Raw genomic sequence first — 22,030 nt, forward strand, 5'->3', positions numbered from 1 at the left:
AGCGTTTTGTGCTACATAGTGACTGCGCTACCAAGGCGGGCAATCACGTCAGGTAGCTCATGAGCATGCTGTATACCAATCGCGCCTTCAGGCGTGGTTTCCTCTTCGGGGAAGTGGTTGATATGGATAACATGCATGCCCGCCGCCAAGCCTGCTTCTATGCCCACCGCCGCATCGTCGATCACGATACATTGCTCGGGGGCGTAGCCCATTGCTGAGGCTGCCTGAAGGTAAAGTGCAGGGTCGGGCTTCCACACGTTCAGCGTATAAGCGCTAAAGATCTGCTCTCCAAAGTGCGGCGTTAAGCGCGTGCTTTCCAGCGCGCAGCGAATCTTGGGCTCTGGCCCGTTGGATACTACTGCCTTGGGGTAGGCGCTTAAGGCTGCCAGCGCCTCAGGAATGCCCGCTATCGGCTCAAGCTCTGCGCGCATGCGCGCCTCCATGCGGGCGCGCATTTGTGCTTCCATTGCCGGAAATTGATCTTCTACCAACACGCCAAAACGCTCTTCAAGCATTTGGACGATGGTGTAAAAGCGAATGCCGCGGAATTCTTCCATATATTGCCGGGCTGAAAACGGCAAGCCGAACTCAGGCAAGACTTCCCCAAGCACCTCGGCGAGTAGAATTTCGCTGTCAACGAGCGTGCCATCGCAATCAAACAGCAGGCAAAGCGGTGCAGGTGCCGCGAGCGGATTATGCATTAAGCACCGTTTCGTTAACGACGTTAATCGGACGCTCACCCTGGAGCGCTAAACGAATATTATCCACGGCGCGTTGGGCCATTGCCTGGCGAGTTTCATGGGTGGCCGAGGCAATATGCGGTAACGCGACCACGTTGTGCATATGGGGAAGCGGTGATGAGGCGGGAAGGGGCTCCTGCTCGAATACGTCAAGGCCTGCCGCTCGAATCGTGTCGTTTTCCAAGGCTTCGATCAGAGCGGCCTCATCAACTACTTTACCGCGTGCGATATTGACGAAAACAGCGGAGGGCTTCATTAACGAGAATTCATGCTTGCCAATCAGCTTTTCCGTCTCTTGGGTGAGGGGGACGGTAATACACACATAATCGGATTCTGCCAAGAGCGTTTCTAGCTCGCAGCGTTTTGCGCCTAGCTCTTTTTCAAGCTCCGGCTTCGGTGAGGCGTTGGAGTAGAGAATCGGCATGCCAAAGCCCAGCGCGCCGCGTCGAGCAATTGCCGCACCGATACGGCCAAATCCGACCATACCGAGCGTTTTGCCGTGTACATCGTTGGCGAATAAATCAGGACCGATACTGGACTTCCATTTGCCTTGTTTGACTACTTCCGTAAGCTCGATCATGCGTCGGCCAGCCGCCATGATCAGCGCAAAGCCAATATCAGCCGTTGTTTCGGTAAGTACATCTGGGGTGTTGCACAGCATGATGCCGCGCTTGGTTAGTTCATCCACGGGGATGCTATCGTAACCTACAGAAACGGTCGAAATAACTTCAAGCGCGGGCGCTGCATCCAGCAGCTCGGGGGTGACAGGTAACCCGGAGCCGATAATGCCATGCGCTTTGGCAAGTACCTCAGCCACACCCGGCTGGGTCAGATTCAGTGAGCCTGAATGCTCAAGTAACGTAAAGTCCTGTGCTAGCTCTTCCTGCTGAGAGTCACTGAGTCGACCCATTACCATGATATTCTTTTTCATTTTGTCTCCTGTTGTATTGATGTTTTTATTAAATGAAACATTAACTGATTTTACTGTTCAAGCTCACGAAGCTTATCCCGTGTTGGCAAACCTTCCATATCGCCAACGACCTGAATAGCCTGAGCACCTACCAGATTACCGCGATCAAGCGCCTGTTGCGGCGTACGGCCATCCAGCAAAGCGCTAATCACGCCCACCGCAAAGCCATCGCCTGCGCCGACCGTATCAACAACTTCAGCGACCGGCTGGCCGGGTGCCAGAAGGCTTTCCAGCGTGCCGCCCAAAGTGCCACGGTAATAGCTTCCTTCTGGCCCCAGCTTGATGATAACGGCCTTGGCACCTCGAGCGAGGTAAAAGTCAGCAATCGCTTCGGGTGTCTCGCAGCCGGTCAAAAGTCGCCCTTCAGAAAGCCCTGGTAGTACCCAGTCAGCAAGACTTGCCAGCTCATTCAAGGTATCACGCATGACAGCTTCGCTGGGCCAAAGTGACGGGCGCAAGTTGGGGTCGAAGGAAATACTGGCGCCGCTTTCGCGCGCCTTCTGCATCACGTGGCGGGTTAGTTCCAGGGCGCTTTCAGAAAGCGCGGGGGTAATGCCGGTGGCATGCAGATGAGTGAGCGACTGAAAGTCGATGGCAGCGGCGTCTTCCACGCTCAAGTGGCTGGCGGCACTGCCGCGCCTGAAATACTCAACCCGTGGGTCGGCACCGCCCTCGGCACGCTCTTTGAACATCAGCCCGGTGGGGTGGTGCGCATCTAGGTGAATATATCGATCATCAACACCTTCGGCTTTTAAGGCCTGCTGAATAAAGCGGCCCTGGCTGTCGCTGCCTACCCGGCTCAACCAGCCAACGTGAAAACCCAGGCGTGAGAGGCCAATGGCGACGTTATTGTCAGCGCCTGCCAAGCGGCGATGAAAGCGGTCTACGTCAGCCAAGTCGCCTGGTAAATCGGCCACTAACATGGCCATGGCTTCGCCAAAAGTGAGTATCTGGGGGGAGGAGGTTGGTGCATTTGCCATAGCGTTATTCTCTTGTTTAAACGTGTTTTGAGTCGTGCTTAGGGGGTCGTGCTACCGCGGACCTGCAAGCGCGGAGCGTGGCGGTGGCGTGTGGGCGATGTCTGCGCTAGGCCATTAAGCTGGTTGAGCAAACAGCTGACCGCAGCCTGGCCGATATCATTAGTAGGCTGGGCCAGGGTAGTTATGCCGGGGGTTATCAGCTCACACCACGCCAGCTCATCAATGCCCATTAAACCGGTGGGGCCTATGGCGATTCCCTGCTTTTGAAAAATGCGTGTCATAGTGAGCGTGATGTTACCGTTAGCGCATAGCACCGCGCCTGGAGCTGAAACAGAACGCCTGGCAAATGCGTTTAACGTTTGCGTGTGATCCAAGGCATTGTTCAGTATCAACGTCTGGCCGTTTATGCCTAAGGTTGCTGTCTGTTGAGTAAAGCGCTGCAGTCGCTCTTGGCGGGCGCTGGCGTAATCAGGTGACTCACTGGCATAGAGAATCGATCGATACCCTTGCTCCATCAAATGCTCCAGCGCCATATCAATGGCCAAGGCGTTATCAAGCCCAATCACCGCGGCGTCAAGCTGGTGAATATCGCGGTCAAGCAGTACCAGTGGCACCCCGCTGCGCCTTATTGCCTGTAGCTGTGCTTCAGGCTGCCCGGAAGCATTAATAATCAAGCCCTCTACCTGATAGGCCGACAGCAGGCGTAAATGCTGCTGCTCTTGTTTTGGGTCGTTATCAGTATTGCAGACGATCAACGAATAGCCGCTTGCGCGGGCAGCCTGTTCCACGCCGTGAACAACGGCCACTGAAAAAGGGTTACGGATGTCGGCTACCAGCATTCCCAATAAGCGTGAACCACCGCCTTTAAGGCCCCGTGCCATTAAGTTGGGCTGATAACCCAAGGTATTAGCGGCTTCGGCAATGCGCGTTTGAAGCTTGGGCGTTAGCCGCTCGCGCTCTGGGCCAAAAAAACGCGATACGCTGGTTTTAGAAGTGCCCGCCAACTTGGCGACTTCAATAAGCGTGGTGCGAGATGAGGTAACGGGCATGGGGGAATCCGTTGAGTAATCTGTTTAACAACCAAAATGGGAACGTTCCCAGTTTGTTTTCCAACATAGTGAGTTTTGAATTTAAAGGCAATACGCCTTAAGGCTCAGTGAGAAAGTGCAGAGAAAATGAGAGCGTTAAGAAAAATTAATTAAAGCCCTCTGCTAGGCTGAGGGAAAAGCATAATAGGCGCACGCAATGCAGCTACATGAATACCAGCAGTACGATGCCACTGGCTTGGCCGAGTTGATTCGCCGCCGTGAGGTGAGCCAGGAAAACGTTTTAGAGGCTGCCTTTAACGCCATTGAAACGCTGAATCCTATTCTGCATGCGGTCGTCAGAACGCGTTTTGAGAAAGCCCGGAAGGAAAGCAGGGACGTCTCCGATAACGCGCTCTTTAGCGGCGTGCCCACCTTGAGTAAAGACCTGTTGATGGGGCTGGCCGGAGAGCCATTGGCTTTCGGCAGCGCCGCGCTATCGCAGTGGTGTCCCAAAGAGGACGCTTTGCTTATCCAGCGCTCAAGAGCCGCAGGCCTGGTAATCGTTGGGCAAACGGCGACACCTGAATTGGGGTTGATGGGAATAACCGAACCTAAGGCCTTTCCGCACCCGGTTAACCCCTGGCGGGCAGGGTATTCCCCCGGTGGTTCAAGCGGCGGGGCGGCAGCCGCCGTGGCCAGTGGAATAGTACCTTTGGCGCTGGCCGGAGATGGCGGTGGTTCGATCCGTATCCCTGCCAGCTATTGCGGTCTATTTGGGTTTAAGCCTACTCGTGGCCGGGTGCCGCTTGCTCCTGGTCATGGTGAAGTATGGCAAGGTGCGGTTATTGAGCATGCAGTGACCCGCAGTGTGCGCGATAGCGCGGCGCTATTGGAGCAGGTGAACGGCATGGCGCCTTCTGGTCCTTACCCGGTGCCCCGTGAAACGGGTTATGTGGCGGCGCTGGCTGCCCCACCTAAACGGTTACGTATTGCCGTGTCGCTTGGCGAGCCCTTAAGTCGTGATTTGGGCACGCAGTTGAATCCGGAGGTCAAAGCAGCAGTTGATAAAGCGGCCGCCGCGTTAACGGACATGGGGCATGAGGTGGAGTGGTGCGACCCGCCTGTAGATGGAGAAGCTTTGGCGGATAGCTACCTGACGCTTTACCTTGGCCATTTAGCGGCGGACCTTCGCTGGATTAGCCAACAGACTGGCGTGCCGGTTCGACGCTTGGCGATCGAGCCTGCCACACGCGCCATCGGCCGGTTGGGAAGCAAGCTTTTGGCTCAGGACTACGAGCTGGCTAAACGCCATTGGCATGTGGCCGCTGAACAGATGAGCCATTTTCATCAACGCTTTGACGCGCTGGTGATGCCGGTAACCGCCGATACCGCGCCCCAAATTGGTGAGCTCTACCCGTCAGCGGCACGTGAGCGATTAATGTCTATGCTAGCGATTCCAGGGGTATCGTCGCTGGCGCTAAAGGCAGGCTTGTTAAAGCGATTGGCAGTGGATGCGCTTGGCCGCACACCGTTCACGCAATTAGCCAATTTGACGGGCCAGCCCGCCATGTCAGTGCCTTTGCATATTGCCGCCAACGGGCTGCCGGTGGGCGTGCAAATAGTCGGGCGGCTTGGTGAAGATAAACAGCTTTTAAAGCTTGCTGCGGCATTAGAACGTCACGATGTCTGGCAGCATCAATTACCGCGGCAAGCGTTCCGCTCTTAGTCAGGTTAAACTACGCGGCCTTGATTCGCCGCCTGGCCTTATGCATGCATCCAACCTATGAATTAACCGACGCTGGGGACCGCTACTTCGACGGTCTGGTCGATAAGTTTTCGCGCTCGCTCTATCAGGCGCCCCGCGGCGAGCTGCGCTTGGCGATGCTGGATTATCTGTTGCCTCAAATGCTTGAACTAACCCAGCAGCCGGTGCTGGATATCGGCGGCGGGTTAGGTCAGCAGGCTGCCTGGTTTGCCGAACGCCAGCACCCGGTCACCATGGCGGAGCCTTCCCTGGATATGCTCACCTATGCCAGGCACTGGCACAGTGAAGCTAAGCGGCTGCCTAGCGAGGCGATGGCCTACGTGCACGCCCCGCTACAGGATTTAGGCCAGCAAGCGCCGGGGCCCTGGCCTTTGATTACCTGCCACGCGGTGCTTGAATGGTTGGGTGACCCGCGCTCAGCGATAGCTCACTTGGCCAGCCTGCTTGCGCCCGGTGGCCAGTTAAGCCTGATGGTGTTTAACCGCGATGCGCTGCGCTTCTCCAATGCAGTGAAGGGCAATCTGGAAAAGGTGCTAAGTGATCGCCTGGAAGGCAAGGGCAAGCGGCAGCGCTTAACGCCTATTTCGCCGGTCACCCACGCTGAGGTAGTTGAGTGGGGGGCGGAAAACAGTCTTGAAGTGGCAAGCGTCGCGGGTATCCGCGTGTTTCAGGATTACCTGCGCCAGCCACCCGCCAGCGATAAAGAGCGTGAAACGCTGCTGGCGCTTGAAAAGCAGTACTGCCAACAAGACCCGCACTGGCGGCTGGGTCGTTATTTACTTTATACGCTGATCAAACCGGAGGCTTCCCAATGAGTGCCCAAACGCCCGCCTGTCAACTGCTGGAACGTCAACAGGATGACTACACGGCACTTATGGTCGTAGCGCCACCGGCTGATGGCTGGTTAATCGCACAATCCGCAGGCGTTATCAGCGGTGATCTTGGTGTGCTAAGCGAGTGGCAAGCGGTAGGTAAACAGGCTTACAGTCCTTTCACGCTGCCTGAAAATGCCGTTATCCACGGCGAGATAGTATTGTTCTGGCCCAAGGCGCACCAACTAGGCATTTGGTGGCTTGAGTGGCTATGCAGCGTTTTACCGGCGGGTACGGCTATTGAGATTGTCGGCGAGCACAGTGGCGGCGTAAAGCGCGTGCCTAAAGTACTCGCAGAGCGGGGGATGGTTTGTGACAAGCGCGATAACGCGCGGCGCTGTTCACTGTTTGCTACGCGCACCGTCGCACTTGAGAACACTCTGCAAGACGCCTGGCAGCGCTTTGAGGCATTGGGCTTAACGCTTGTCAGCCACCCCGGCGTCTTTGGGCATGGCAAGGTAGATGAAGGCACGTTGCTGCTATTGGAAAGCCTGGAAAAAGAACTGCCCGAAACGCCTCAGCGTGTTCTCGATATGGGCTGTGGCGATGGCATTATCAGCGCCTGGCTTGCCAAGCGGGGCCACGCGGTAACCGCGGTGGATGTCAGCGCCTTTGCCGTTGAGGCGACGCGCCGCACGCTGGAGGCCAATCAGGTCGATGGGCACGTTTTGCAAAGCGATGTGTATAGCGCGCTGGAAAGCCAGACCTTTGATTTTATTATCAGCAACCCGCCGTTTCACCAGGAGCGAGATGTTAGCTACGGGCCTAGTCAACGCCTGATTCGCCAGGCACCGGAGCATCTTGCCAACCGTGGGCGGTTGGTCATTGTGGCGAATGTGTTTTTGCCTTATCCAGATGTTCTGACGGACGCCTTTGGAAGCTTTGAAGCATTTGCCGATAACCGGCGTTTCCGGGTTTATGGGGCAAGTAAATTAGGCCGTTAATGCTTATTTTTAATCGAGCATTACTCGGCAAAGAAAACATTTAGAACATGGTCTAAATGGGCTTCCATTGCATGGCGAGCAGCGGCCGGATCACGATTTTCAATCGCGTTAACGATTTGCTCGTGATCGCCCTGGGAGCGCTTTGGCATATCCGTTTCCATGTATAGATCCTGAAGACGACGGAACATAGCGCCATACTGGTGACCAAGCAGATGCTTGATGATAAGCGCGTAAGCGGCATTGTTTGATGCTTCTGCTATACGGATATGCAGCAATCGATCCCCAGCACAGTTACGTCTACCGTTGGCGTTATCAAAGAAATTGCGCTCAAGGGCTAGTCGGATCGACTTTATGTCGTCATCGGTCGCATTCATAGCCGCTAACGCCGCAATTTCCGGCTCTAGATAGCGGCGTGTCTGAAGAAGGGAAAACGGAGGGATTTCTTCGTCTAGGTTAAGCTCAATTTCACTCTCGAATTCTGGATCCAGTGCCCATGGCTCTGTACGTGCCGCTGCACGCATCACCGGCTCCAAAGGCACTGATCGGGACTCAAGTACAACGACACCGTGCCCGACTCGTACGGCAACCTGACCAACCACTTCCAAAGCAATCAAGGCTTCTCTTACTGACGCCCGGCTGACGCCAAGGGATTGTGCAAGCTCGCGCTCGGGTGGAAGAAGGGTTCCAGGGGGAAACTCTCCATTATTGATCAACTGCTGCAACTGGTCAGCGATCTGGCGATAAAGTCGTTGTGAGCGGATGGCTTGAATGGGCATTCGTGGTCTTTCCTATCCGTATCTTTAATATTCTCGATCAATATTCATTGCGACTAAAGTTCATCCCAAAAAGCCCATGATTGGCCTTTTTGAGGATTGCCAGGATCAATATCTCTCGCTCATACTCGATTCATTGGTCAGGCCATTGTATATCTGGACGACCTGACCCTAAGTATGTTCCCACGATTTCCAGAGGCGTGCCATCGCTATTAGGGAAGTGACATCGTATGAGACTTAAAAATAAAACTGCATTAATCACCGCCGCCGCGAACGGCATTGGGCGTGCAAGCGTCGAGCGATTTGTTGCCGAAGGCGCACGTGTATTCGCCACCGATATTGATATTTCTACCTTACAAGATATGCCGGGCGTTGAAGCCTATCGCCTGGATGTAACGGATAGTCAGGCAATCAACGAATTGGCCGCTACGCTGCCAGACTTGGACATACTGTTTAACTGTGCGGGGATGGTGCCGGGTGGCACGGTACTTGAGTGCGACGAGGCGACCTGGCAACGGTCTATGGATCTGAACGTCACTTCCATGTTTTATACGCTCCAGGCTTTTTTACCCGGCATGTTATCAAAAGGCGGGGGCAGCATTATCAATATGGCGTCTCTGGCATCAAGCGTTAAAGGTGTTGCCAACCGCTGTGCTTATGGGGCCTCCAAAGCGGCGGTTATCGGTCTTACCAAGTCGGTAGCCGCCGACTTTATGACCCAGGGTGTTCGCTGCAATGCCATTTGCCCAGGTACCGTCGAGTCTCCCTCGTTGAAACAGCGTATTGCAGAGCAGGCCGGTCGAGAAGGGCGCAGCGAAGCTGACGTGCTGGCATCTTTTATTGCACGTCAACCGATGGGCAGGCTAGGGCGGGTAGAGGAAGTGGCGGCATTGGCCACTTTCCTGGCCAGCGATGAATCACAGTTCATTACGGGTACCGCACAGTTGATTGATGGCGGCTGGGCTAACTGATTACTTTAGGAGGTATAACAATATGAAACTATTACGCTTTGGACAGCCGGGTCAGGAAAAGCCAGGCATTGTGGATAGCCAGGGAAAGGTACGCGATCTTTCCTCTATCGTTGATGATATCGCGGGCGACGTATTGAGCGACAGTAAGTTGCAGCAGCTACGCGATATGGATTTAACAACGTTGCCGAAAGTAGCTGATGATGTTCGCTTGGGCCCCTGTGTGGCTCGCGTAGGCAAGTTTATCTGCATCGGTCTCAACTACTCGGATCACGCCGCTGAAACCGGTGCTGAAGTGCCGCCTGAGCCGGTCATTTTCAATAAATGGACCAGCGCTATCTGCGGGCCTAACGATGATGTGGAAATTCCCCGCGGCTCGGAAAAGACCGACTGGGAAGTTGAGCTTGGTGTCATTATCGGCAAGGGCGGTCGTTACATCGACGAGGCCGACGCCATGTCTCATGTGGCGGGCTACTGTGTTGTGAATGATGTCTCTGAGCGCGCGTTCCAGCTTGAGCGCAGCGGCACCTGGGATAAAGGCAAAGGCTGCGATACGTTTGGCCCGCTAGGCCCTTGGCTGGTAACCCGTGATGAAGTAGCGGACCCACACCAGTTGGGCATGTGGCTTGAAGTGGATGGCAAACGTTATCAGGATGGCAGCACCCAGACCATGGTGTATCAGGTGCCTTTTCTTATCAGTTACCTAAGCCGTTTTATGAGCCTTCAGCCGGGCGACGTTATTTCGACCGGTACGCCTCCGGGGGTCGGTATGGGCCAGCAGCCTCAAGTGTATCTGCGGGATGGCCAGCGCATGCGATTAGGTATTGATGGCCTGGGCGAGCAGAGTCAGCGTGTAGTTCAGGCATAGAAAATTTAGATAGTAGAAATATAGATAGTAGAAATATAAACAGTAAGAAAATAGGTATTGGCGGCTCTATTCGCCGCTAATACCTAATTTACCGAGAGCGGCAGGCCTTGAAGGATTTTTATACCTCCAAAGGACTGACCAATAGACCAAAGCACCTGTCAGGCTGGTTCTATAGTGGCCTGTGCTTGGCGGAAAGGAGCACATTAATGCAAGCGCTTGTTTGTTCAAAGCCGCATCACCTTGAACTGCGTCACTACGCTAAGCCTGAATGTCCGGCAGGACATGCCCTGGTACGCATTCGGCGCATTGGCATCTGCGGCACGGATATCCATGCCTATGGGGGTAATCAGCCCTATTTTGAATATCCACGCGTGCTTGGTCATGAGCTCGCAGGAGAGGTCGTTGAGGTGGCGGATAGCCCAGCTCAACATCTGCTGGGCAAGCAGGTTTACGTTATTCCTTATTTACATTGCGGCGAGTGCCGCGCCTGCCAGCAGGGCAAGACAAACTGCTGCCAGAGTATGCAGGTCATTGGGGTGCATAAAGATGGTGGAATGGCGGAGTACTTGGCTGTTCCCACTACACACCTGGTAGTTTCCGAAACCCTCTCTATCGATCAGCTTGCATTGGTAGAGTGCATGGCGATTGGTGCCCATGCGGTAAGACGTAGTGCGCTGCAAGCGGGTGAGCTGGCGGTGATTGTCGGAGCAGGCCCGATTGGCATGGGCGTTCTTCAGGTGGCAAAAAGCCGAGGCGCACGCATATTGATGGTGGACACCAATGCTTCGCGATTAGCGTTTTGCCGTGATGTGCTGGGGGCCGATGCTGTCGCGAATCCACAAGACGTTGAGGTGGCAGCCCTGATCAGCACACTAAATGATGGAGCGTTAGCGGATGTGGTGTTCGATGCCACCGGTAATCCCCGCGCCATGCAGGCAGGGTTCGGTCTTGCAGGCCATGGTGGGCGCTATGTGTTGGTTAGCGTAGTGAAAGCTGATATCACCTTTAACGATCCTGACTTCCATAAAAAAGAACTGACGCTGATGGGTAGCCGCAACGCCACGCGTGAAGACTTTGATTGTGTGGTGTCACTAATGGAGAGTGGTGCTATCAACGCCGATGCGATGATTACTCACCGGGCACCGCTTGCCGATGTTCCTTTAAAAATGCCTCAGTGGTGTGACCCCGCCAATCAGGTCATCAAGGCTATGATTTCCATCGATACTGAGGAAGCGCATTCGTGAGTAATCTGATTACAACTCAAACGCCCCATCTCACGCTGCGTGTCCACGCACTGGATAATGTTCGAGTTGCTTTGACCGACTTACCAGCAGGCGCAGTGATCGAGGATCAAGACGTTAACATCACGCTGCCTGGCTTCGTTCGCCACAAGCATAAGTTTGCGCTAAGCGATATGGCGGTTGGCGATATTGTCATCATGTACGGCGTAAGGGTGGGTAAAGCAACACAACCCATTGCGGCGGGTGGCGCGATTACGACCGAAAACGTGGTGCATGCAACGGACGAGTTATCCACGAAGATTAGCCAAAAAGCCTGGCAGCCACCTGAGGTAACTGCGTTCGAGAAGACGACATTTGCTGGCTACCACCGCCCGGATGGCAAGGTGGGAACGGCCAACGTGTGGCTAGTGGTGCCTCTGGTTTTTTGTGAAAACCGTAATATTGAAGTGTTGCGCCAGTGTGTCGCGGATGCCTTGGGCGACGACCCCTTTTATGATTATAAGCGCATGGCTAGACAGCTGTTACATGGACAAGATATTGCCGAATCAGCGGCTCCCGCTGGGGAGCGTCTGTTTCCTAATGTTGATGGCGTGCGCTTTCTGATTCATCAGCAAGGCTGCGGTGGCACAGACGGCGATGCTGACGCGCTATGTGAACTGCTCGCAGGCTACATCTGTCATCCAAATGTTGCTGGCGCAACGGTGCTCAGCCTGGGCTGCCAGAAAGCACAGATCACCATGTTGCAAGAAGCCATTGCAAAACGTGACCCAAGCGGCCACAAGCCAGTCAGCTACTTCGAGCAGCAGCGGTCTGAAAGCGAAGAGGTGCTGATTCGCGATGCATTGACAGCGATTTTTGATGGTCTCAAGCAGGCCAATCAAGTGACTCGGCAGCCAGCGCCGCTTTCTGAACTTACCTTGGGCGTTGAATGCGGCGGGTCGGATGGCTTTTCCGGACTTTCCGCAAACCCTGTGGTAGGTGCTGTTGTGGATCGCCTGGTGGCGCTGGGTGGTAGCGGTATCCTAAGTGAGTTCCCTGAACTGTGCGGTGTAGAGCACGAGCTTTTGGCGCGCTGTCGTAACCCGCAGGTGGCTGAACGTTTCACCGCATTAATGGCTGCTTATCAGCGTCATGCCCACGCGGTGGGCGCTGACTTCTCCATGAACCCTTCACCTGGAAATGTGCGTGATGGTCTGATTACCGATGCCATGAAGTCAGCGGGCGCTGCCAAAAAAGGCGGAGACAGTCCCGTGGTTGATGTACTCGATTACACCGAGCCCATGACGCGTAAGGGGCTGAACCTGTTATGTACGCCGGGTAACGATGTAGAGTCGACTACCGGCCTGGTTGGGTCCGGCGCTAACCTGGTGCTATTTACTACAGGTCTAGGGACTCCAACCGGCAACCCTGTGGCGCCTGTGATTAAGATTTCAAGCAATAGCGAACTCGCAAGCCGCATGAGCGATGTGATCGACTTCGATGCTGGGCCGATCATCCGCGGTGAAGCGAGCATTGCCCAATTGGCCGATGAATTGCTAACGCTCTGTATTGAAACAGCGTCTGGGCGTTATATATCGAAGGCTGCACGGCTTGCACAGTTGGACTTTATTCCTTGGAAGAGAGGGGTGTCATTGTGAGGCAGCCTCTCTCCCAGGCGAGCATTGTTCAGTTTGGTACTAGTCGGTTTTTACTCGGCCACGTTGCTGCCTTTGCAAGCTCCGCTATCGTGGAGGAAGGAGGCCGTGAAGCGGTGCTTGTGGTGCAGACTTCCGCGCGCCCTGAAGGCAAAGCCAAGGCAAATGCGCTGGCTCAGCAGGATAGCTATCCGCTGCATATTAAGGGGTTGCGTAATGGTGTACCCATTGAGGAGCACCTTTCCGTTAGCAGTGTCGCTGGCTGCCTTGTGGCACAAGACGACTGGGAAGCATTAGAACGTCACTTTATTCAGACGGCTCGCTGGGTGATTTCCAATACGGGTGATAGCGGTTACGACGTGACCGGTGATACCAGTCTTGCTGCTGTTCCCGCAAGCTTTCCAGGCAAGTTGACTAAGCTGCTTTATGCACGTTTCAAGGCACAGCGGCCAGGCCTTACGCTACTGCCCTGCGAATTGATCGGCAGCAATGCTCAAGTGCTCAAAGAGATTGTTTCCAAGCTAGCGCGCCAGGACTACCACAATGCTTATTTCAGTACTTGGCTGGATGTCGAATGCTGCTGGGTCAATACATTGGTAGATCGGATCGTCTCGGCACCCCTGGAACCGGTTGGCGCGGTCGCTGAACCTTATGCACTCTGGGCCGTTCAGCAAACCCCATGCCTGATTATGCCTTTTGAGCATCCTGCCATTGAGGTCGTGAGTTCATTGCAGCCTTATGAGTTACGCAAGCTGCATATCCTTAATCTGGCGCATACGTATTTGGTTGATCAGTGGCTCAAGCTTGATTTGACCGATTCCATTACCTATGTAAGAGAGGCCATGCGAGAGCCAAAGCTGCGCAAGGCGCTCAGTGAGGTTATGGAAAAAGAGGTGCTGCCTGTCTTGGCTTTTGAATTACCGGATATGGATTTAAACGCCTACTGGCAGAGCACGCTGGAACGTTTTGATAATCCTTTCTTGAATCACCCTCTAGAAGATATTGCTCAGTACCACAGCGATAAGCTTAATCGCCGTCTAAAACCAGTGGTGTGTATGGCAGAAAACTACGCAATACCCACGCCTGGGCTTAGTGAGGCGCTTAAACGAACAGCAATACCAAAGATTAACGATAAAACAACACTGCTTTAAAGCAGACACCACACCTACGGTTAAACACAAGAAGAAGAGGAGTGCTTAATGCGCCTGAATAAACTGTCTATGGCTATTACGCTTGCAACTGTTACAACGCTTAGCGTTGCTACGACTGCTCACGCCAGCACTGAGATCCGCGTTGCGTACGGCAACCAGCCCGGCGAGCCGGTGGATGTAGCCGTTAAGCAGTGGGCCGAATGGGTAAGTGAGGCGAGTAATGGTGAGCTGGAACTGAAAGCGTTTCCCGCAAGCCAGCTGGGTTCGGAAACTGAGGTGATGGAACAGGCGCGCTTTGGTGCGCCGATTATCTCAATTACTGCTTACAGTAACTTTCTCGATTCAGTTCCCGACCTTGCCGTATTGGATGCGCCTTATCTGAGTGAAGATTTTGAGTCGAAGCTCAAGATTTTTGACTCGGAATGGTTTGCTGAGCAAATGGCAAAGGTAGATGGATCTGGCTATCACATCGTTATCCCAAATGCGGTATATGGTGCACGCCACCTGCTATCACGCGAGCCAGTTAGCAGTCCTGCTGACCTTGATGGTATGCGTATCCGCGTTCAAAACTCGCAAATGTATGTGGAAGCCATACGTGCCATGGGCGCCACACCCACGCCGATGTCACTGGGTGACGTTTATCCTGCGTTGGCGCAGGGGATAGTCGACGGCGTTGAGAATCCTACAGCGGTACTTTACGGGGGCAAGTTCCACGAGGTGGTGAAACAACTTAGCTTGACGTCTCATATGCATACCGTGGCGCCTTTTGTTACCGGAAAGTCTTTTTGGGATCAGCTCAGTGAAGAGCAGCAGCAAATTATGACGGATACCGGCCAGCAGATGGCAGAGTATCTCTCTGAGCTGGTAGCGGATAACAGCGAACAGGCACTAGAGAGTTTACGTAGTGAAGGCGTGGAGATTCATGAAGTTGATATCGCGCCTTTCCGCGAGCGGGCTGCACAGCAGATTCCATCCGCCTTTCCTCAATGGAGCGATGGTCTGTACGACAAGGTTTACGAAATCATTAACGGCTGATCATCCTGTGATCGCATGGTTCCCCGGTTAGCCGGGGAACCAAGTTGAGGTGTCTGATATGCAGCGTATCTTCACGTGGCTAGATCGATTCATGCGTCTTGATGAAGTCATCGCGACCGCCGCCATTTTTGCGCTCTTCCTGGTGGCGATTAGCAATATATTCATGCGCTATTTGTTTAACAGCCCCTTGGCCTGGACGGAAGAGATTCTTCAAATGCTTTTAGTGTGGGCCTCATTCCTGGGCGCCAGCGCCTTGGTGCGCCGCAGGGAGCATGTGTTTATTAGTTTTGTGACCGATAAACTCCCACCACGATTGGCGCATTGGAACGAACAAATATTCAGTGTGGGCATCATCTTAGTGAGTGCCGCGGTCATGCTTTATTGGGGGACTCAGCTACTCAGCTTTTCAGCGTATCGCAGTACACCGATGCTGCAAATTCCCTATTACTGGATTCATGTGGCGATCCCCGTTAGTGCAGTGGTAATGATTTATCACTGTGTCGTGCGGCTGGTTCGGCAACATTCATCTTAGGAGCTAACCACATGGCTGTCAGTATTGCGCTTGGCGCACTGTTTTTACTGTTTCTATTAGGTACCCCCGTCGCGTTTGCACTGTTTTTTTCGACGTTTCTCTATTTCATCGTAGGGGCTGACCAACCCATGATGCTGCTTATTCAGCGTCTGGCCGGTGGTCTGGAGTCGGTTTCTTTACTCGCCATTCCATTTTTCATTATGGCGGGTGTTTTCATGAACTATTCAGGCATTACCGACCGGTTGCTGAAGCTTGCTGAATTGCTGACACGCCGTATGCATGGTGGATTAGCACAAGCCAATGTGTTGTTAAGTACTTTCATGGGTGGGCTATCGGGCTCTAATATTGCCGACGCAGCCATGAATGCCAAACTGTTGGTGCCTAGCATGACTGCTAAAGGTTACCCCGTACCTTTTTCTAGTGCGGTAACCGCAGCTTCGTCACTCATTACCTCGACTATTCCGCCCGGCATCGCCTTGATCGTGTATGGCTACGTCAATAATGTTTCCATTGGACGGCTTTTTCTTGCTGGTGTGGTTCCTGGCGTTTTGATGGCAATCAGCCTAATGGTGCTGGTGTCCTTCTTGTGTCGGCGTTACGGCTACCAGCCACCCCAGCGAGCGAAAGTAGCGCGTAAGGAGTGGATTAGCGTGACGCGTGCCGGTCTTATCGCTTTGATGCTGCCTCTGGTCGTTATTGGCGGTATCCGAATTGGCGTTTTTACGCCAACAGAGGCAGGGGCTATTGCGGTGCTTTATGCTCTCATCGTGGGTGTTTTCATTTATAAGCAGATGACCCCCAAAACGATAGCGCTGGCGACCAATGAATCGCTCTTGGCATCGGTTAATGTGCTTTTCATCATTGCCGTCGCATCAGGTTTTGCACGTTTTCTTACCTGGGAACAAATTCCTCAGGAGATCGCTATGATGTTGTCTACCCAGGTTGGCAGTGCTGTCGCCTTCCTATTGCTAGCGAACGTGTTGTTATTAATCTTAGGCATGTTTCTAGAAGGCAACGCCATTTTGATCGTACTTTCACCGCTGCTGGCGCCGGTAGCTGCTCAGTTTGGTGTGGATCCCGTTCACTTTGGCATCATTTTCATTATCAATGCCACCATTGGCACGATTACGCCGCCGTTAGGCACGGTGATGTTTACTACCTGCAGTATCACGGGTATTAACGTTTCATCCTTTATTCGCGCTGTCATGCCTTTCTGGCTGGTAATGGTAGGCATTTTGCTACTGGTAACCTTTATTCCAGCGCTTTCATTGATGTTGCCTACGCTTGTTTTCTAATCGCGGTGGTTTCTATGCACAGCAGGGGCAAGGGTGAAAAGGCTAGCTCAATATTTCCTCACACTTGCCACATTCGGCTGCCGACGTCATAACGTTTCACCGCTATGATGCTAATAAGCATTGGGCAATTTAATGAACGTTGTGCGGGGTGGCCGTGATGGTTAGAAACAGCAGAAATATCGTGATGTTAGGTAGTGCTGTGGTGCTGGGTGGCTTGCTGGCGGTGGGGTTGGTTGGGGGCGGTAGCTACATTAAGCAGGCGGCCGAGGTATGGCAGCAGTCTTCGCGCAATGTCACGGTTCGTGGGTTGGCTGAACGTGAAGTGGCGGCAGATTTGGTACTGTGGCCGTTTAATTACAGCGTTAGTGCTAACAGTTTAAGTGACTTGGAAGAGCAGCTTTCCAATAACAACCAGGCAATTCGCCGCTTTCTGGAAACCCAGGGGTTTGCTCCTGAACATATCAGCACCACGCCACCCAGGATTACCGATCAGTTCAGTAATCTATATGGCGGGCAGCGCCCTGATGAGCGCTACCGCGCAGAAGCCACGCTACTGCTGCGTTCGCCGGATGTAGAAGGGGTGATGCAGGCGATCCCCAGCACCACATCGCTGGTGCGCCAGGGTGTTTTACTCTCGCCAGGCTACGAGTATCAAACCGAGTTTCTGTTTACCGGGCTGGATGCGATCAAGCCTGAAATGATTGCCGAGGCCACTGCCGATGCGCGCAATGCCGCCCAGCAATTTGCTGAAGACTCGGGAAGTCAAGTAGGGCAGATACGCCAGGCGACCCAAGGCTACTTCTCTATTGAGGATCTGGACAGCTATACGCCGAATATCAAGCGTGTGCGTGTGGTGACCACTATCGACTATGCATTAAAGGATTAGGATTTAAAGGCTCAGTTTTGAAGGGCTAGAGTCTAACCCTTTCCACGATCGCTGAAGCGTATGGAAACGTGAATGGTCATGCTGTTATTTCTCCTGCCGCTATTTCGGTGGATACTATTGGTTGGTTTGGGCCAATGTCTTTATTACCTGAGTTTCAAGAGTAGGGCGTTAGGCTCAGGCTCATAAGGAGTGCTCTTACCGACCTTGAGGCGAGAGACGTTGCAAGTTGTGTCGTCCTCGGAGCCCTGAGTATTATGGACGCTTTGGGCTCCAAGTTGTTGAAGCGCTAACTTTCCCAGGTGATCCGCTGGAATATTTTCAAGCTATATCTTTTAACGATCGCTTTTCAAAAGTTGGGTTGACATATCATGAGGCTTTGTTGGCGCAAGATTAATTGCTTAAGATAATGTCCTCGTCGTTTTGAACCTCGTGAGGTTTATATCTGAGATGCTAGCTAGAAAAAGCTGATTGGCAAATAAAACTCTAAATCAAAGGTCTCATCTTCGCTCAAAAACTGATTTTTATGATAGCGAACATAGCCTGGGGTGGAGCGCAGCTTAAATTTGGATGTGGGTAGCCAGGTTTTAAATACTTGACTGATTTGTGGCAGTAACTCTCCGTATTTGCCTGTTAAATGAAACACTGCATGAAGGCCTTCGGGTATCACAAGCTGACTGATGATTGAGTGTCGCGACACTGGTGTGTCGATCTCCAGACACGCGACATAGTGGCACTGCTCAAGTTCAACCCACGCAGGATTGGAGTGATGAAGTCCGTATTGCCGGTTGGTATCTCGCTGTTCCGCTTTGGCCCAGGCAATTAACGTCATCCAAGCCTCTTGAATTGAGCGGTTATAGCCATGATGGCGTTTATAAGCCACGAATCGAGTCGGCGTTTCTATAATTCGTGGAGAAGGTAATGCCTGGCCCGCGATAGATTGAAATCCGAGTGCGACATCAGGATCTTTCAGATAGTTTTTTTCCAACGAGGGTTGCTCTTGTTGCCGCCAGGTCGTGGGGGAGCAATGAAAAATACTATTGAAGGCTTTATTGAAAGATGAGGCTGAGCTAAATCCACATCGGTTGGCGATATCCAAAACCGAAGAGTGGCTATCAAACATGAGCTGATTGGCAGCGTACTCCATGCGAACGCGCCGAATGTATTGATGAATCGACTCTCCAACCACGCGTTTAAACAGTCGATGAAAATGCTGCTCAGAATACGCTGCAACATCTGCCAACGCTTTGGCGCTTAGCGGTCGACTAATATCCCTATGTATGTGAAATAGAACTTCGTTGATGCGGTTCTGATGCTGAATAGACACGGGGTACACCTGAATAAAGATTTCAATGCAGCATATATGGACAACATCTATAGCATAAACGGACAACTAAAGTCCCGTATGACTTTGTAGGATAAAGGTTCTTCAATACTGGCTCAGGACATTATCCATGCAGCTCGCCACGCCGTTCACACGAATGAAATCCTCCTTTATCCGGGAAATTCTGGCAGCTGCCCAGGATCCTGACGTCATTTCGCTTGCTGGCGGGTTGCCTGACGAAAAAACGTTTCCAGTTGAGCTTCTTAAGCCGACAATTGATCAGCTCACCAGCGACCTAAATCTATTTCAGTATGGCCCGACCCAAGGTTACGGGCAATTGGTAGGGCATCTAAATAAGCGATATCAATTGCCTGAACATCATAAGTTGCTAGTGACTACGGGATCTCAACAGGGGTTAGACCTTATTGCCCGGGCGTTTATCAATCCTGGTGATAAGGTTGTTTTAGAGGCACCCAGCTATTTGGGAGCCATGCAGGTGCTTAATTTTGTACAGGCCGACATTGTCCCTATTGCACAGAATGTAGAAGGACCTGACCTGAACGTACTGGAGCAGTGTTTTGTGCGTCATCAGCCGAAGCTGTTTTATGCTGTTCCTGACTTTCATAACCCGACAGGATTAAGCTGGCCGTTGGCGACACGCCAGGCAGTGGCGAAATTATGCCTTCGCTATCAGGTGACATTCGTTGAGGATGCCCCTTATCGCCCATTGCGTTTCACTGGAGACACGCTACCAATGGTATCGAGTTTTTGCCCGGATCAGGCATTGGTGCTGCGCTCATTTTCCAAGATTGCGTCACCGGGTATGCGTGTTGGGGCTGTATCTGGACCGGGACACTGGATAGACCCGTTGATTAAGGTAAAGCAGGGCGCTGATCTGCATTCTAGCCTACCTATTCAAGCCATGTTACTTGGATTGTTGGAGCATCCTGGTTTTGAGCAACATGTGGCAAACGTGTGCCAGTTGTACCGAGGCCGCTATGCAGTGCTTCATAACGCATTAAAGCACCTAGAGACATTTGGGTGTTTTACCCAACCAATTGAAGGGGGAATGTTTGTTTGGCTAACTCTGCCCGAGTGCGACACCTTTACGCTGGCAAAAACACTCCTCGATCAAGGGGTGGCAACCGTACCCAGTGATGTGTTTTATTCCGGACAAAAAGGGGTATCTGCTTTGCGCCTCAACTTTACTAATAGCTCTCCAGAGAGCCTGAAAGAGGCAGTTGATAGAATGGCTGACGTCATCAAATTACTTTAGAGGTATGTTCGCGCCATGCGTAGGAATAATTACACAACCTGGCGTACCTCTGACTACAGAGTGGTCTATACGGTTTAAATACTTAAGCAATGAATTTTCCAGAGAAATGCCAAGGCCTATTGATCTTTCACATGGGAGCCCATAAAAAGCCGTAGATCAAAGCCTCCATGCTGTCATCGTTTCGCTTTAGCTTGTTGTAACGCGTCACGATGGTGCGATATGGCTTCTGTTGGTGTGAGAATCCTTTATTCTGAGAGCTTGCCCCTATCCTGCCAAATTCCAAACGTCAGAGCTCTAGGCGGTGTAGCGTCATGCACTAAAGCGAAGCATAGCGGATCGCGGTAACGGTGTAGAACACCTTCCCGTTTGGAGTAAGCACTTCTGCATCGTCATCGACTCCTTTGCCGAGAAGCGCCTTGGCCATGGGCGCGTCGATGCTGATCCAGCGCTTTTGGGTGTCGATCTCGTCGTGACCCACAATGCGAAGTTGCAGCGCTTCTCCCTCTTCATCTTCCAGATCGACAAAGGCGCCGAAGAAGATTTTATCCAGATTCGCCGGTAGCCGGTCGACCACCTGTAGTTCATCCAAGCGTATTGTCAGGTAGCGAATCCGGGCAATCACGCGGTTCAGCTCTTTCTTGTTATACGTGTAATCAGCGTTTTCGGAACGATCGCCCAGTGCGGCGGCTTCGCCTACTTTTGTTGAGAGTTCGGGGCGTTTGACTCTGGACAAGTGATCCAAAATGCCGCGTAAACGCGCGGCGCCCTCAGCGGTAATCAAATTGCTTTTGGGTGCCTGGCGTGGATCTTTTGCCGGATCGCGCCAGCGGGTCATATTACGGCCTTTCATTCGCGTGCTCTCATTTCGGTAGGGGCGGCACTTTTAAGACACTTACTCTACGTGAAAAAAAGCCTCTTAGGTAAAAGCATGTTGAATGACCGGAGTCACTAGCGAATCATTCAAACGTTCGTTACATTGTCGGGGTGGGCGATTTAACCCTTAAACGCTACGCTGATAAAAATAATCCAGGAGACTGTCATGCGCGCCATACCCGTTTCACGTTTACTGATTGCCACCGCCCTCAGCGGTACGCTGGCGCTTGCCTCGGCAACGGCCTTTGGCTACGAGAGCGAGCTTTTCTCGCTGAAGAATCGCTGGGAACATACGATGAGCGATCTGCCTGCCAACCAGCGCGAAAGCACCCTTAAAACCCTGGCGGATGAAGCAGCTACCCTGGTAAATGCGAACCCTGATCAGGCTGATCTTCTGGTCTGGCAAGGAATTATTCTGGCCTCTTATGCGCGTGAACGTGGTGGGTTTGGCGCATTGGGTGTAGCTGGTGATGCACGCGATGTGCTTGAGCGGGCCATTTCCCTCGACCCCCAGGGTGGCAACGGTTCTGCGTACGTCACGCTGGGCGCGCTTTACGACAACGTGCCGGGGCGCCCGATCAGTTTTGGCAGCAGCGATAAAGCCCGGCAAATGTTCCAGCGCGCCGTCGAGGTTCGCCCTGACGGCATCGATGTCAACTACTACTACGCTGAGTTCTTGCTTGATGAAGGCGATACCGATGCGGCCCGCGAACACGCCGAACGTGCGGTAAACGGTACCCCGCGTGCCCAGCGCGAGCTTTCTGACGAAGCGCTGCGCCGCGATGCCCAGGCCATGTTGAGCCGTCTATAATCCCTCCTGACCAGATTGGCATTCCCGGTAGCAAGCACTGATAATAGAACGATTGTTATCACCGGGA

General features: G+C 53.0%; 21 protein-coding genes. 14 read left to right on the top strand and 7 right to left on the bottom strand.

The window, feature by feature from the left end:
* Positions 1 to 11: 11 nt before the first annotated feature.
* From D467_RS0100930 to D467_RS0100945, 4 genes are read right to left on the bottom strand one after another with little or no spacing between them, the layout of a single operon-like run.
* Complete coding sequence (locus D467_RS0100930) at positions 12 to 701, bottom strand: HAD family hydrolase (RefSeq protein ID WP_018915623.1); 690 nt, start codon at positions 699 to 701, stop codon at positions 12 to 14.
* Positions 694 to 1,671, bottom strand: coding sequence for a 2-hydroxyacid dehydrogenase (locus D467_RS0100935; protein WP_018915624.1), 978 nt, complete (start codon positions 1,669 to 1,671; stop codon positions 694 to 696). Before D467_RS0100935 ends, D467_RS0100930 begins: the two co-directional genes overlap by 8 nt.
* Positions 1,672 to 1,721: 50 nt before the next feature.
* Positions 1,722 to 2,690: a sugar kinase gene (locus tag D467_RS0100940; protein ID WP_018915625.1), complete on the bottom strand. Its 969-nt coding sequence runs from the start codon at positions 2,688 to 2,690 to the stop codon at positions 1,722 to 1,724.
* Positions 2,691 to 2,728: 38 nt separating this feature from the next.
* Positions 2,729 to 3,739: a LacI family DNA-binding transcriptional regulator gene (locus tag D467_RS0100945; protein ID WP_018915626.1), complete on the bottom strand. Its 1,011-nt coding sequence runs from the start codon at positions 3,737 to 3,739 to the stop codon at positions 2,729 to 2,731.
* A 196-nt stretch (positions 3,740 to 3,935) separates the two neighbouring features.
* Here D467_RS0100945 and D467_RS0100950 point away from each other — a divergent pair, with 196 nt between their 5' ends.
* From D467_RS0100950 to D467_RS0100960, 3 genes are read left to right on the top strand one after another with little or no spacing between them, the layout of a single operon-like run.
* Positions 3,936 to 5,444 carry an amidase gene (locus tag D467_RS0100950; protein WP_018915627.1) on the top strand — a complete coding sequence of 503 codons (1,509 nt, stop codon included), beginning with the start codon at positions 3,936 to 3,938 and terminating at the stop codon, positions 5,442 to 5,444.
* Positions 5,445 to 5,488: 44 nt separating this feature from the next.
* A complete protein-coding gene (locus tag D467_RS0100955; RefSeq protein ID WP_018915628.1) occupies positions 5,489 to 6,298 on the top strand; it encodes a methyltransferase domain-containing protein in 810 nt (269 codons plus the stop codon).
* Complete coding sequence (locus D467_RS0100960; RefSeq protein ID WP_018915629.1) at positions 6,295 to 7,299, top strand: methyltransferase; 1,005 nt, start codon at positions 6,295 to 6,297, stop codon at positions 7,297 to 7,299. Before D467_RS0100955 ends, D467_RS0100960 begins: the two co-directional genes overlap by 4 nt.
* A 20-nt stretch (positions 7,300 to 7,319) precedes the next feature.
* On the opposite strand, the gene D467_RS0100965 is transcribed toward D467_RS0100960, so the two are convergent.
* Positions 7,320 to 8,075, bottom strand: a complete 756-nt coding sequence (locus tag D467_RS0100965; protein WP_018915630.1) for a FadR/GntR family transcriptional regulator — start codon at positions 8,073 to 8,075, stop codon at positions 7,320 to 7,322.
* A gap of 227 nt (positions 8,076 to 8,302) precedes the next feature.
* Between D467_RS0100965 and D467_RS0100970 the strand changes: the two genes are divergently transcribed.
* The 9 genes from D467_RS0100970 to D467_RS0101010 all read left to right on the top strand — a co-directional run bounded on the left by D467_RS0100970 (position 8,303) and on the right by D467_RS0101010 (position 17,682).
* Complete coding sequence (locus D467_RS0100970) at positions 8,303 to 9,043, top strand: SDR family oxidoreductase (protein WP_018915631.1); 741 nt, start codon at positions 8,303 to 8,305, stop codon at positions 9,041 to 9,043.
* Positions 9,044 to 9,065: 22 nt separating this feature from the next.
* Complete coding sequence (locus tag D467_RS0100975) at positions 9,066 to 9,908, top strand: fumarylacetoacetate hydrolase family protein (RefSeq protein WP_018915632.1); 843 nt, start codon at positions 9,066 to 9,068, stop codon at positions 9,906 to 9,908.
* Between the two features lie 206 nt (positions 9,909 to 10,114).
* Positions 10,115 to 11,152 (top strand): zinc-binding alcohol dehydrogenase family protein, encoded by a 1,038-nt coding sequence (locus D467_RS0100980; RefSeq protein ID WP_018915633.1) that lies wholly within the window; start codon positions 10,115 to 10,117, stop codon positions 11,150 to 11,152.
* Positions 11,149 to 12,786, top strand: a complete 1,638-nt coding sequence (locus D467_RS0100985) for a UxaA family hydrolase (RefSeq protein ID WP_018915634.1) — start codon at positions 11,149 to 11,151, stop codon at positions 12,784 to 12,786. The genes D467_RS0100980 and D467_RS0100985 overlap by 4 nt, the downstream gene beginning before the upstream one ends.
* A complete protein-coding gene (locus tag D467_RS0100990; protein ID WP_018915635.1) occupies positions 12,783 to 13,934 on the top strand; it encodes a mannitol dehydrogenase family protein in 1,152 nt (383 codons plus the stop codon). The genes D467_RS0100985 and D467_RS0100990 overlap by 4 nt, the downstream gene beginning before the upstream one ends.
* A gap of 48 nt (positions 13,935 to 13,982) precedes the next feature.
* Entirely contained in the window at positions 13,983 to 14,969 is a 987-nt protein-coding gene (locus D467_RS0100995) for a C4-dicarboxylate TRAP transporter substrate-binding protein (RefSeq protein ID WP_018915636.1), read from the top strand.
* A gap of 58 nt (positions 14,970 to 15,027) precedes the next feature.
* Positions 15,028 to 15,501: a TRAP transporter small permease gene (locus D467_RS0101000; protein ID WP_018915637.1), complete on the top strand. Its 474-nt coding sequence runs from the start codon at positions 15,028 to 15,030 to the stop codon at positions 15,499 to 15,501.
* A gap of 11 nt (positions 15,502 to 15,512) precedes the next feature.
* Complete coding sequence (locus D467_RS0101005) at positions 15,513 to 16,796, top strand: TRAP transporter large permease (RefSeq protein ID WP_018915638.1); 1,284 nt, start codon at positions 15,513 to 15,515, stop codon at positions 16,794 to 16,796.
* A 184-nt stretch (positions 16,797 to 16,980) separates the two neighbouring features.
* The gene (locus D467_RS0101010; protein WP_244147790.1) at positions 16,981 to 17,682 is read left to right on the top strand and encodes an SIMPL domain-containing protein; all 702 of its coding nucleotides are present in this window, start codon (positions 16,981 to 16,983) and stop codon (positions 17,680 to 17,682) included.
* A 454-nt stretch (positions 17,683 to 18,136) separates the two neighbouring features.
* Here D467_RS0101010 and D467_RS0101015 read toward each other — a convergent pair whose 3' ends face one another.
* Positions 18,137 to 19,006: an AraC family transcriptional regulator gene (locus D467_RS0101015; RefSeq protein ID WP_018915640.1), complete on the bottom strand. Its 870-nt coding sequence runs from the start codon at positions 19,004 to 19,006 to the stop codon at positions 18,137 to 18,139.
* 127 nt (positions 19,007 to 19,133) lie between these two features.
* Here D467_RS0101015 and D467_RS0101020 point away from each other — a divergent pair, with 127 nt between their 5' ends.
* Complete coding sequence (locus tag D467_RS0101020; RefSeq protein ID WP_018915641.1) at positions 19,134 to 20,279, top strand: aminotransferase-like domain-containing protein; 1,146 nt, start codon at positions 19,134 to 19,136, stop codon at positions 20,277 to 20,279.
* Between the two features lie 316 nt (positions 20,280 to 20,595).
* Here D467_RS0101020 and greB read toward each other — a convergent pair whose 3' ends face one another.
* Positions 20,596 to 21,129 carry a transcription elongation factor GreB gene (greB, locus tag D467_RS0101025; protein ID WP_018915642.1) on the bottom strand — a complete coding sequence of 178 codons (534 nt, stop codon included), beginning with the start codon at positions 21,127 to 21,129 and terminating at the stop codon, positions 20,596 to 20,598.
* A 189-nt stretch (positions 21,130 to 21,318) separates the two neighbouring features.
* On the opposite strand from greB, the gene D467_RS0101030 reads away from it, so the two are divergent.
* Entirely contained in the window at positions 21,319 to 21,963 is a 645-nt protein-coding gene (locus D467_RS0101030; RefSeq protein ID WP_018915643.1) for a tetratricopeptide repeat protein, read from the top strand.
* Positions 21,964 to 22,030 lie beyond the last annotated feature (67 nt).

Source organism: Vreelandella zhanjiangensis DSM 21076, assembly GCF_000377665.1.
GTDB lineage: Bacteria > Pseudomonadota > Gammaproteobacteria > Pseudomonadales > Halomonadaceae > Vreelandella > Vreelandella zhanjiangensis.